The sequence below is a fragment of the Vibrio sp. E150_011 genome, from assembly GCF_053544015.1.
Map to the genome: position 1 here is coordinate 496,875 of NZ_JBHFOL010000001.1, position 12,758 is coordinate 509,632.

At 42.3% G+C, this 12,758-nt stretch carries 10 protein-coding genes; 5 read left to right on the forward strand and 5 right to left on the reverse strand.

The window, feature by feature from the left end:
* Nucleotides 1–43 precede the first annotated feature (43 nt).
* Both ACE1OE_RS02090 and ACE1OE_RS02095 read left to right on the forward strand, forming a co-directional pair.
* Nucleotides 44–2,470 carry a glycoside hydrolase family 2 TIM barrel-domain containing protein gene (locus ACE1OE_RS02090; protein WP_449209933.1) on the forward strand — a complete coding sequence of 809 codons (2,427 nt, stop codon included), beginning with the start codon at nt 44–46 and terminating at the stop codon, nt 2,468–2,470.
* Between the two features lie 445 nt (nt 2,471–2,915).
* Nucleotides 2,916–3,206 carry a DUF2799 domain-containing protein gene (locus tag ACE1OE_RS02095; protein ID WP_449209934.1) on the forward strand — a complete coding sequence of 97 codons (291 nt, stop codon included), beginning with the start codon at nt 2,916–2,918 and terminating at the stop codon, nt 3,204–3,206.
* A gap of 207 nt (nt 3,207–3,413) precedes the next feature.
* On the opposite strand, the gene ACE1OE_RS02100 is transcribed toward ACE1OE_RS02095, so the two are convergent.
* From ACE1OE_RS02100 to ACE1OE_RS02110, 3 genes are read right to left on the reverse strand one after another with little or no spacing between them, the layout of a single operon-like run.
* Entirely contained in the window at nt 3,414–4,421 is a 1,008-nt protein-coding gene (locus ACE1OE_RS02100) for an Ldh family oxidoreductase (RefSeq protein ID WP_449209935.1), read from the reverse strand.
* Between the two features lie 11 nt (nt 4,422–4,432).
* Nucleotides 4,433–5,449 carry a zinc-binding alcohol dehydrogenase family protein gene (locus ACE1OE_RS02105; protein ID WP_449209936.1) on the reverse strand — a complete coding sequence of 339 codons (1,017 nt, stop codon included), beginning with the start codon at nt 5,447–5,449 and terminating at the stop codon, nt 4,433–4,435.
* A gap of 11 nt (nt 5,450–5,460) precedes the next feature.
* Nucleotides 5,461–6,927, reverse strand: coding sequence for a mannitol dehydrogenase family protein (locus ACE1OE_RS02110; RefSeq protein ID WP_449209937.1), 1,467 nt, complete (start codon nt 6,925–6,927; stop codon nt 5,461–5,463).
* A gap of 369 nt (nt 6,928–7,296) precedes the next feature.
* On the opposite strand from ACE1OE_RS02110, the gene ACE1OE_RS02115 reads away from it, so the two are divergent.
* From ACE1OE_RS02115 to ACE1OE_RS02125, 3 genes are read left to right on the forward strand one after another with little or no spacing between them, the layout of a single operon-like run.
* The gene (locus ACE1OE_RS02115; protein ID WP_449209938.1) at nt 7,297–8,244 is read left to right on the forward strand and encodes a sugar kinase; all 948 of its coding nucleotides are present in this window, start codon (nt 7,297–7,299) and stop codon (nt 8,242–8,244) included.
* A 15-nt stretch (nt 8,245–8,259) separates the two neighbouring features.
* The gene (locus tag ACE1OE_RS02120; protein WP_449209939.1) at nt 8,260–8,886 is read left to right on the forward strand and encodes a bifunctional 4-hydroxy-2-oxoglutarate aldolase/2-dehydro-3-deoxy-phosphogluconate aldolase; all 627 of its coding nucleotides are present in this window, start codon (nt 8,260–8,262) and stop codon (nt 8,884–8,886) included.
* 25 nt (nt 8,887–8,911) lie between these two features.
* Nucleotides 8,912–10,000 (forward strand): 3,6-anhydro-alpha-L-galactonate cycloisomerase, encoded by a 1,089-nt coding sequence (locus tag ACE1OE_RS02125; protein ID WP_449209940.1) that lies wholly within the window; start codon nt 8,912–8,914, stop codon nt 9,998–10,000.
* Between the two features lie 331 nt (nt 10,001–10,331).
* On the opposite strand, the gene ACE1OE_RS02130 is transcribed toward ACE1OE_RS02125, so the two are convergent.
* Both ACE1OE_RS02130 and ACE1OE_RS02135 read right to left on the reverse strand, forming a co-directional pair.
* A complete protein-coding gene (locus ACE1OE_RS02130; RefSeq protein WP_449209941.1) occupies nt 10,332–11,810 on the reverse strand; it encodes a methyl-accepting chemotaxis protein in 1,479 nt (492 codons plus the stop codon).
* 15 nt (nt 11,811–11,825) lie between these two features.
* A complete protein-coding gene (locus ACE1OE_RS02135) occupies nt 11,826–12,680 on the reverse strand; it encodes a diguanylate cyclase (protein ID WP_449209942.1) in 855 nt (284 codons plus the stop codon).
* Nucleotides 12,681–12,758: the final 78 nt, after the last annotated feature.

Genomic DNA, 12,758 nt, shown 5'->3' on the forward strand with positions numbered 1-12,758 from the left:
GGTTAGTTTAACGAGAATAACGATACGACATAAGGCTTTTAGAATGCCAAGAAATGACGTTTTATTTAATGATAAATGGCAGTTCCTATTGAAGGACACGCCCGATTTCTTTGCAGATGATTGGCAACCCATACAGCTCCCTCACGATTGGAGTATTACCTTTCCTTTTTCACCAGACTTAGAAGGTGCCACGGCTTATCTTCCCGGCGGCATTGGTTGGTATAAAAAACAATTTTCGAACCCAACAATTCATCTGCACCAAAAAGCTTTTCTGATGTTTGATGGTATCTATAACCATTCACAAATATGGTTAAACGGTACTCACCTCCATACTCAGCGCTACGGATACGCTCCATTTATCATCGACATCACCCGACATCTTGAAAAAGACAACGAGTTGTTAATCAAGGTCGACCGAACACGACACGTCGATAGCCGTTGGTATACCGGTTCCGGGATTTACCGTGACGTACACCTTGTCATAACCGATCAGTCTCACGTCGGTTTATGGCAAAACAAACTTAGTACACCCAACGTACAACCCAACCACGCAGAGATTCATCAAGATATCACCCTCGATTTTTCTACACGGCATCAATCAAAAGCCATGACGTTGGTTTCTAAAGTGCTCGCGTCAAACAAAGGGCCGTCTATCTCAACCTCTCGACATGATGCTAAAATCGACAGCAAAAACGAAAAATTCCACCTAGTTTTACCCATTAACAACCCAAGGCTTTGGGACACAGAAGACCCGTTTTATTATACGGTCGTGACCGAACTCTTCATTGACGGTACCTTAGTTGATATTACCGAAGAGCGCTGCGGCATCAAAAGCATCCACTTTGATGCCGATAGCGGCTTTTCTCTCAATCATCGACCAATGAAAATCCAAGGTGTTTGTCTACATCACGATGGGGGCATTGTCGGAGCCGCGGTGCCTAGGGAAGTGTGGCACAGAAGGTTAACCACCCTAAAGTGTGGTGGTGTTAACGCCATTAGGATTGCTCACAATCCAGCTTCAACAGTTCTTTTGGATCTCTGTGACGAACTTGGAATTTTGGTACAAGATGAATTTTTCGACGAATGGGATTACCCCAAAGACAAACGTCAAAATATGGGCGAACAGCACGCGGATTTTGTTTCTCGAGGTTCTTACGAGTATTTTCAAGAAGATGCTGAAAAAGACCTTCGGAATACATTACTTTGCCATCATAATCACCCATCGATATTTATGTGGAGCATTGGCAACGAAATAGAATGGACGTATCCAAGAAATGTCCAAGCCACGGGTTTTTTTGATGCGAAATGGGATGGTAATTATTTTTGGAACCTTCCCCCAAACTCCCCATCTAAAATTGCACAACAACTGAAAACGCTACCAAAACCTCAGTATGATATTGGTGAAACCGCTCAAAAACTTGCTCAATGGGTAAAAGCGCTTGACCCACATCGCCCAGTAACAGCCAACTGCATCTTGCCGTCAGCCAGCTATCTTTCTGGTTATGCTGATGCACTTGATGTGATTGGATACAGTTATCGACGCATCATTTATGATTATGGTCATGAACATTACCCTCACCTTCCCATTATCGGTAATGAAAATCTACCACAATGGCACGAATGGAAAGCCGTCATTGAACGTCCGTTTATCTCCGGGGTTTTTCTGTGGACAGGCATCAATTACCTGGGAGAATCACACAACCAGTGGCCAACAAAAACAACCAACAGCGGATTACTCGATACAGCGGGTTTTAAAAAACCGAATTACTTCTTATTCCAGTCTCTGTGGACAGAAACCCCAATAACAAAAATCTATACCTATCGTGCTAAAGGCAATCACTTAAGTATCGACAAAACAAATTACTTAGCCTTTGAAGATGATCCCCGAGCATGGGAGCAACGCTTATGGTCTTGGCACGACGTCGAGCATCATTGGAATTACGAAGAAGACGAATGGGTCATTGTTGAGGTTATTTCTAATTGTCCTAGTGTGGAGCTTTGGATTAACGACATCTCGTATGGTGTTCGTTATTTAAAAGACCAGAATGATCGATTAATGCGCTGGGCGGTGCCTTTTTCCACTGGATTAATTGAAGCGAGAGGTCAAAGAAATAATCACGGTGAATGCAATGATGTCATTGCAACAGCGCAACAAGCGCATGCATTAATAATTTCACAAGACCTGACTTCCGACTGCGCTAATGTGAAACATTTTGTCGTGTCAATAGTCGACGAAAATAATGCACCTATCACACACCAAGATACAAGTTTTACACTTGACCAGATGATAAACCTAGATTGGTTAGGCAGTGACAACGGTAATGTGGCTCATTCTGCTAGTTTTAGCCAGAAACAATGTCGTACCTATCAAGGGAAAAGTTTGTTGATGGTGCGGGTTAAAAACCCAAACGCGAATTACTCACTATCCATTCGACATCCACATCTTGGGCGTTTTACTTATCATTGTTAACACATCAACAAAAGCCACTCATTAAATGGTATGCGGAAAAGTTGACACCTCACATGCTTAAACATCAATACTCATCCACCAACTTTTCCGTACCTCATCAACACTCTGAATTCATGCACAATTATTAATGCACGTACGGCTGCCGTCCGTCGATATCACAGCCGTATTGGCTGAAAATGGTTCTCCTGTTTTAGTGACAGTTGAATAAATCGGATTGACTTGTCTACATCACCATTGGTATTGGCGCATCAATATCAAGACATAAAGCGTTATTAATCAACAACTTGATATATTCCTTTTTTGAACAATACTCTTACTACAATAAAAATGTTTCGCAGTGGCCTTAAAGACTCAGATAAATTGTTGATCAACATAACCTGAATTTTTCGTGGTTCACCCACGAACCTTTTGGGCAATGGGTCAAAAATAGAAAAGGAGTGACACAATGAGACTAGCATGGATACTTGCTATTTTGATTCTAAGCGGATGTTCAACGTCTCCCGATATGGCAGCTAATGGGGATACGTGGAAACAGTATGGATACGATCAATCTATTGTCGGACTCTATCCGATTCCCAATGAACAAATCGAGGCGTTGTCAAACGCAAACCGAGAAGCTTATAAAGAAGGCTACAATTTAGGACGCACAGACTACTGCAACTACGCCCCTGTGATAAGAAGAAAATATATGGATGACAGTTACGGGAGGATCTGCTCAAAGTATCAAAAGCTATGATGAATACAACTAAACAGGTGTCATTCGTAATAAGTAACAACTAACCTTAGATAGCGGTTGCTTATACACCACCAACTAATGATTGTTAGCTGGTACCTATTTATTAGTCCTGATCTAACACGAGTTAATGCTCAGAAACCATAAAAAAAACCACCCTATGAGACTATCAAATCAAAGGGCGGTTTTTATCTAATATGTTTACTCTGTCTAGCTTGTTAAGAACGCATACACGCCTTTCGCTACAGGAATACCTTCCACTTCACATTTTGCTTTATATGCCACTTGTGGATCGTTAGGAGCCAATACTTTCTCAGTGCCAGGAACTGGCGCTACTGAACGTAATTCTGACACCATCGCCGCCATCGTCACGGCAAATAAAGCATTGCCTAATTTTTCAGGGTTAATCACAATAACCAAACTCGCCAATTTACGCATCTTGTCGTAATCACCATACATACGAACAACGTGGTTGCTGAAGTTTCCACCCATCAATACACCAGTCAACGCGTCAATTGCTAACGCAATACCAGAGCCTTTGTGACCACCGAACGTCAATAAGTTCTCAACCTTATGAGGATCGGTCGTGATGTTACCCTCAACATCGATTGCCAAGCCTTCATCAATTGACTGGTTGGTCTCTTTAGCATGCAGTAATTTACCAAACGCTGTTGCACTGGTCGCCATGTCTACGATCATCGGTGTACCACCTTCAACAGGAAAACCGAACGCAATCGGGTTAGTCCCTAAAAAGCGTTCAGCACCACCATGAGGTGCAACACAGGTGTCCGTTTGCGTCATTGCGATCGCAATCATTCCTTGACTCGTTGCTTGCTCCATAAAGTAAGAAAGTGCACCACAGTGTGACGTGTTTTTCACGCTTACAAAACCAAGGCCGGTTTCTTTCGCAAGTTCAATACCGTGATTCGTTGCGGCAATCAGCCCCGAATGACCCATACCGTCATCTGAATCTAAAATTGCTACAGATGGTGATACCTGTTCGATGGTAAAGTTCGCGTTAGGATTTAGACCACCAGCCTCAAGTCGTTGACAATAATGCTCGACACGCATCACACCATGCGAATGAACACCGGTAATATCAGCATGGACCAACACATCGGTTACTTCTTTTGCTGTTTTATCATCCAATCCTGCGCCTAGTAGTTTATTAAGAGCAAGCGATTTGAGTTCTTCTGAATTTACATTAACCGTTGACATACCACTTCCTCTTAAAAATTGATCACACCTTTGACTAACTCTTTATTTTCTACGACATCCTGTTTGTAACTATTGCCAAAGGTGTAGAAGTCATAATCTTGGTTTTTCATAATATCTTGAGAAATCGCACCCGAAGCCATTAATTCAATGACACGCTCAAAATCGATACGAGTTGCATTTCGGCTACTCAATAGTGTGGTTTCTTTTTTGTGGAATGTTGGATCATCTAAAACCAAGTCACCGATATAAAGGCCGATGAAAACAATTTTTCCGCCATGACGAATCAAATCAACACTGCGAGACATAGAACCTTTATTACCAGTCGCATCCATCAATACACACGCAAGTTCTCCGCCAAACGCTTTCTTTAGATTACTAACGTAATCATCAAGCAATGGGTTTAGAGCTTGAACACCGAGCTTTGTAGCAACTTGTTCACGTCGTCCCGCATCAACATCAACCACGACCACGTTAGCCCCTTCCGCTTTTGCAATCGCGGCTGCCGCCAAACCAATTGGACCAGCGCCAACGACGACAACATTATTGCGAGCGTTGATATCTGCACGACGTACCGCATGGGCACTGATCGCAAAACACTCAACAAGGGCACCTTCGGAGTTACTGACATTCTCTGGTAACTCAACTAAGTTATCTTCATAAACTGCCAAGTATTCAGAAAAACCACCGTCGCGATGAACGCCGTAAAGTGACACGTTCTCACAGCAATTTGTTTTATTCTCATGACATGCAGAGCACGTTCCACAAGGAACACAAGGGATCACTGAATATCGCTTACCTGTCATAGCAGACTGACAGGCTTCACCTGTTTTTTCAGCGGTTCCACAAATTTCATGCCCCAATACTCGTGGGTATGAGAAAAAAGGCTGTCTACCCGCATAAGCATGGATATCCGTTCCACAAATACCGACAGAATTAATTTTAAGCAGTACTTGGTTATCTAGAATTGATGGAATATCACGTTCAATATATTCAATGCTGTTTGGCTCATGGCAAATGAGTGTTTTCATAGTTGGTTTCCTTAATTCTTGGCAATAGAATCAATGACGGCACTGATTCCTTTAGATTCGATAGACGTAAACGCCGCAATCACTTGATTGTAAAATTCTGGGTTATCTAACTTATGTGTACCGAAGATTTTTTCAATTGAAAGCAATGCATTAGCCTTTTCTACAGAAGTGACATCGGCTAAAGCGATCTCTTTATAGATGGGCTCAAGTGGGTCAAAAATTGTGTCACCGTTGGCCACTTGGTTGAGGGTGTAATGCATCCACCCAGCGATAGCAACCGGTAAACAAACACTCTCGACACCGCGACGCTGCAGTGTCATAAATGGGTCAATTGAGCGCTGAGGTAGCTTTTGAGAACCATCCATCGCGATTTGACCCGTTTTGTGTTTTATATTGGTATTACTAAAACGATGAATCAGAAGGTTCGCGTAATTTTCAAGGTTGACTTCAAGCCCTTCCTGTAGCGATTTAGCTTGCTCTTGAGTCATCAAACGAAGCGTCGCTTTTTTCAACGCCACATCTTGCATACATTGATAAATATACTCATGTCCAACTAAGCTACCGTTATAGGCAAGGAATGAGTGGCTGCCGTTTAGCATTCGAAGCTTCATCTCTTCATAAGGCAAAACATCACCAACAAACATGGCACCAGCAAGGTCCCAGTCAGGACGACCAGCGACAAAGTTATCTTCAACGACCCACTGCCTGAAATCTTCACACACAATGCCACATGGATCTCTATAACCGGTTTCCTGTTCAATGACATCAAATTGATCTTCAGTCATCGCTGGCACAATTCGGTCAACCATTGTGCTAGGGAAAGTCACATGCTCTTCGATCCAGTGAGCGAGCAAAGGATCCAGAGCTTTTGCAAACGACAGCACCGCATCTTTTGTCAGTAAGCCATTCTCTGGAATGTTGTCACACGACAGCACACTGAATGGTGTTAATCCGAGGTTACGACGCTGACGTAATGCTTCGGTAATACAACCAATTGCAGATATCGGTGAGCGTGGATTGGCTAAGTCATGCTGAATCAATTCGTTGCTCAAATCCAAGCGGCCAGATTGAGGATCGGTGCAGTACCCTTTTTCTGTTATCGTCAAAGACACGATTTTGATCTGAGCTTCAGTCATTTTTGCTATCGCTCGTTCAATACCATCAACAGGAGTATGAATTGACTCCGAGATCGTTCTAATCAACCGGCTATGGGTATCGCTTGCAGACTTCTCAATAACCGTAAACTGCCCATTTTGCTGTTGAAGATTGCGAATTAGGTCCTCTGGACCAAATAGGTTAATTTCACAAATCCCCCACAACTTACCTGTTGCCTGGTTTGTAAGGTCGTTATAAACCGCCTGATGACCTCGATGGAATGCTCCAAAACCAAGGTGCACAATATCCGTGTGTAGTGCTGCTCTATCATAATCTGTTTGTGACGAGTATTTAGCGTCCAAAATTCTGTCTGTTGATGTCATATTCCAAGCCCGATTGATTGACCATTATATTGAAAATCGGCTTAATCCTGCCGTGTTGAGCCAATTATAGACACAAACACAAAACCAATACAAGACATTGGATAACCAATTTAGCCAGCAACAAGTGATTAGGTTAACAGTTTTAAGTTATAAAACAGTAGAAATAAACAACCAAAGCCTTATAAAACAAAGCCAAAAGCTAATTGACATACAAATAACAAAAGTGTGATCTTTGACTTTAAAACACCTCATCAATTGGTTGACCACAAAAGCATCGACCTTTAATATACATGCAAGTTCAACCAATTTTAGTGGATATGGGTATTTTACCTTTTATCTTCAACCTAAAATCAATTTACGAGTATTAAAATGCAAGATATTAGTCCAAAATATCCAGAAATCTTAAGCTTTGGTGAACCAATGTTTGAGTTTAGCCAACTAAAAGACGCGAAGAGCGGAGAAGGTGATTTTTTAAGTGGCTTTGGTGGTGATGCCTCTAATTTCGCCATTGCGGCCGCAAGGCAAGGTGCAAACGTCGGAATGTTGACTCATCTCGGGGATGATGAGTTTGGCAAACGTTTTTTAGATTTGTGGGAGCAGGAACAAGTCTGCTACAGCCAAGTTAAATCTAACGCCGATGCTCATACCGGCGTCTACTTTATTACCCATGATAAAAATGGGCATCACTTCTCTTTTATGAGAAAAAACTCTGCCGCTTCACTAATTACACCAGCACGTTTACCAATTGATGCAATTCGTCATGCAAAGTTACTGCACACAACAGCCATCACTCAAGCAATCAGTGCGACTAGCTGTGATGCGGTATTTCATGCTATCGACACTGCTAATGCTAATGATACGTTAGTGTCTTTTGACACCAACTTGCGTCTAAAGCTTTGGTCTCTAAAACGAGCGAAAGCCATTATTGAAGAAACGATTTCAAACGTCGATATCTGCTTTCCCAGCGTAGACGAAGCTCAACTGCTTACGGGGCTAGAGCAACCCAACGACATCATAGACCACTACCTTAAGCTTGGCGCTAAAGTCGTAGTACTTAAGCAAGGTGGTGACGGCGCCACCGTTGCAAATGAACATACTCGCCATCATATCAAGCCACATAAAGTAATACCGGTCGACGCGACTGCAGCCGGCGACTCTTTTGCCGGTTCATTTTGCACCCACTACGTTAACGGACTTAGTCTAAAAGATTGCCTAGCTCACGCGAATGCCACTGCCTCAATTACCATCACTGGTTATGGCGCAGTTGCTCCACTACCAACCCTTGCGCAAGTAAAATCTCGCATGGTAGGCAATTAATCTTAAGGAATTATTATGTCACTATTGAATAATCAATTAGCGCTTTATAAAGTCATTCCCGTTATCGCTATTGATCGTGCAGAAGATATTTTGCCTCTGGGTGAACAGCTTGTCGCTAATGGCTTACCTGTTGCAGAAATTACCTTCCGATCAGATGCTGCAGAAGAGGCTGTCCGACTACTTCGCCATGCTTACCCAGACATGTTGATTGGTGCAGGCACCATCCTGAACGAAAATCAAATAATTGCGGCAAAAAAAGCAGGCGCTGATTTTATCGTTTCACCAGGATTGAATCCAAATACGGTCAATGCTTGTTTAAGACACGATATAGATATCATTCCTGGAGTGAACAACCCATCTTTGGTTGAACAAGCAATAGAGTTAGGCGTCACAACCTTGAAGTTTTTTCCAGCAGAAGCATCCGGTGGATTGAACATGCTCAAATCTTTACTTGGTCCTTATCAACAGATTAAAGTGATGCCTACGGGGGGTATTAACCCAAATAATGTTCATGATTACCTTGCGTTGCCAGCCGTACTTGCTTGCGGTGGTACTTGGATGGTTGACAAAAAACTGATTAACGAAGGCAACTGGGCTGAAATTGGCCGATTGATTCGCGAAGTTGTTAAGTCTGTCGCTTAGGCGAAAATATGAGATTGAGATCATTATGAATACCACAATTAAGAATATTGAAACAAAGTTATTTAAGATCCCTTTAGCAGAGATTCTCTCTGATGCCAAACATGGCGATCATGACCACTTTGAATTGATCACGACGACCGTGACACTTGAAGATGGTAGTCAGGGGACCGGTTACACCTATACTGGGGGCAAAGGTGGATTCTCTATCAAAGCCATGTTGGAACACGATATCCAACCCGCAATATTAGGTAAAGACGCATCAAAAATTGATGAAATCTACGATTTTATGGAATGGCACATTCACTATGTGGGTCGCGGTGGTATCTCAAGTTTTGCGATGTCATGTGTGGATATTGCCCTTTGGGATTTGAAAGGTAAACGTGAAAACCAACCTCTTTGGAAAATGGCTGGCGGCAAAAATAATACTTGCTTAGCTTATTGTGGTGGTATCGATCTTCAGTTCCCACTAGAAAAACTGCTAAACAATATTAAAGGCTACCTTGAAAATGGCTTTAACGCCGTCAAGATAAAGATTGGCCGTGAGAACATGCAAGAAGATATCGACCGTATCAAGGCCGTTCGTGAATTTATCGGCCCAGACGTGACATTCATGATTGACGCCAATTATTCGTTATCCGTAGAGCAAGCGATAAAGCTATCTAAAGCCGTTGAGCAATACGACATCACGTGGTTCGAAGAACCGACCATTCCTGATAACTATCTTGGTTATGCAGAAATTGCTAATAACACATCCATTCCACTCGCTATGGGTGAAAACCTTCACACCATTCATGAGTTCGGTTATGCAATGGATCAAGCGCAACTTGGTTTTGTTCAACCTGATGCGTCTAATTGTGGCGGAATCACGGGTTGGCTTCAAGCTGCTAATTTGGCGACAAAACATGGTATTCCAGTATGTACTCATGGCATGCAAGAGCTTCACGTCAGCTTAGTCTCAGCCTTTGATAGCGGATGGTTAGAAGTACACAGTTTCCCTATTGATGAATATACCAAACGTCCACTAGTCGTTGACAACCACCGCGCTGTTGCATCTGATGCTCCAGGTATCGGTGTCGAGTTCGACTGGGAAAAGTTTGCGCAATATCAAGTTTAATTCCTTTTAGAGTATAGGTTGTTCACTAGCCTTTAGAGCCTTTGCCCCTCACTCTATCGAGGGGCTTTTTTATCAATAACATTATTTCTTCGTAACGTTATTTCTTCGGTTTCCCTTTTTAGCTGACATACACCCTGCCTGAAATGACATCAACAAATTAAACCTTAAACGCACCAAATTCCGTTCTCATATTGCTACGTATTACACGATATCGTGAAGTGCAGCAGATTCCATTGATGACAGGTTGTGGGCCAATCCGTGAAGCGATGAAGAAACGAAAAAAGTGGCGCGAAGCGCCACTTAATGAAAGGAACATGATCAATCCACAATATTACACATTAAAGCGACCAATATTACTGGTTAGGTTGTGGTTCACACCTTGAAGCTCTACCACTTTGATGTTTACATCTGCCGCACTGCCCGACAAAGACGAAGACAATTGATTCAAATCGTCAATATTGATTGCAATAGTTTTCGTCACTTCGCTTTGTTGCTTGGTCGCTACCGCCACTTCGGAGTTCATGCTATTGATTGCCTCGATGTCCGCCGATATTTTCTGTAAATTCGTTGACAACGTCATCGCCGCAGCCGTCACCTCGTGTGATGATACTAGGCTGACACTCATGGATTCCGCCGCACGCTTGGCGTTAGACTGCAAGCTCGATACGATGGTTTCGATCTCTGTGGTTGAGTTCTGGGTTTTCTGCGCCAATGCTCTCACTTCGTCGGCCACGACCGCAAAACCACGCCCTTGGTCGCCCGCTCTCGCAGCTTCAATCGCCGCGTTCAACGCTAATAAGTTGGTTTGCTCTGCAATACTTAAGATTACTTCGACCACCGAGCCAATATCAGACGAAGACTGAATCAAAGCATCAATTCGTTGTGACGTTTCACTGATCTGGTCTGAAAGGCTTGTCGCGAGTGTTCCGTTCTGATCCACTAAGCGCCCGCCCTCTTCAACACAGTCAATAGCCTCTTGTGTCTTCGCTAGGGTCGCTTCAGCGTTACGATACACATCTTCTGCCGTGACACTCACTTCTTCAAGTGATGTCGCCGCCGTCTGCATTGATGTTTGCTGTGCTTGAGCGTCATCTTGTGACTGCTTGGCCACAGCTGTCAGCGAGTTCGAAATATTACCAATATGCATGCTAATGTTCGCCACTCCCCCTATCATATCCATCAGATTGTCCATCAGGTGGTTGAAGTTTTTTGTCAATCGACCAATTTCATTATCACTCTTAATAGCAATACGCTGCGACAAGTCAGCATCCCCAGTCGATAGACGATAGAGTGACGTCGTGACATCGTCGATCGGTCGAATGATCAGGGAACGCATGAAAAAATACACGCTGATAATGACCAACACAAGCACCAACACAATACCAAACATCATCAAGAACATTTCATTTTTCATGTTGGTACCAATAACGGCTGGATCAAACTGAAAAGTAATGGTCCCAATTGTCGTATCACCACGAACAACCGCATGTTCAGTATAGGCGAGGCTATTTAGTGGTGTTCCGGAGTTTGCTATCGCTTTGCCTCTTTGATCTACCACCACCACAGAACGTAAAATTTCGGAATTAATCAATGCCTCTGTAATGGTTTGAGCTTGTTCAAAATCATATGCAAAAATCGCTTCTACCAATGCAGCATCAGCTAAACCAATGGTTGATTCTAGATCCTGAGCGTACGCTGTCTCTAGCCGGTCTTTCACTGTAAAATAACTGGCACCGCCACCAATTAATATCCCAATCAAGCCAACCACAATAAGGAAAATTGAGAGCGTTTTACTTAAACTATTATTCATTTTCTCGACCTTACTTTAATGGTTAATATCTAGCCAGAGTTCTTTTCTATTAATAGGCGCATCTTTCGGTAAGTATGGGTTATCTATATTAATTACTGTACGCTCTGTGATACCACTAGATTTAAACGTATTTTTAATTAACTCTGAATTATAAAAAACCTCATCAAAGCTTCCGTCTTTTATTGCTATTTCCAATCCATCATTAAGTTTATTATATAGTTCGTCATTCTGTTTAGATACATAAAAGTACATCGCAGATGGGTAAACCAGAAGAATATTCTTTTCAACTGTTAGCTCTAGTTCATACTGGTCACGAACAACACCATGTGATTCATGAACACCAAGAGGCAGGTAATCAAAGCGAGCTCCTTCAACCATATGGAAAAGACTTTCCGCCTTAACTGGTTTAATAACCTCTATATTTGCATCCTCAAGAATCTTAGTATCTGACCAGAATCGTCCTAACCCAGCTTTCATTCTTCTTAAGTCATTTAAGTTATTCACATCTGAAAATTTATACTGACTATTTTTTTCAATCACAAAGGTTCGATACCCTGCAAGGCCCTTAAAGATAGGTATTTTAATGGCTTGCAACTGATTTTGTAAATCTTGAGAAGCACCGGCCCATATTAAGTCGATATTTCCATTACGCACCTCTTCGACCAGTCTTGCATCCGATAAATATTCCGTTGCATGGCTAATATTTTGTGATGCAGAGTTTTTTTGTAATGCGAGTTCGACTAGCTCCAAAATAAGAGTATCTCTCCCAGGAAAGACCATCGGTGTTTTTATTTCCGCATATAAATTGAATGGGAATAAAATAATGATTAGCACTATCACTAATCTATTTTTATAGTAATTTACGTTCATGTAACGCACCGCTTATTTTTATTACTTCTGAAAAAATGCGATTTAAGATGCCAATGCTAGATTGACTTGTGAACTATC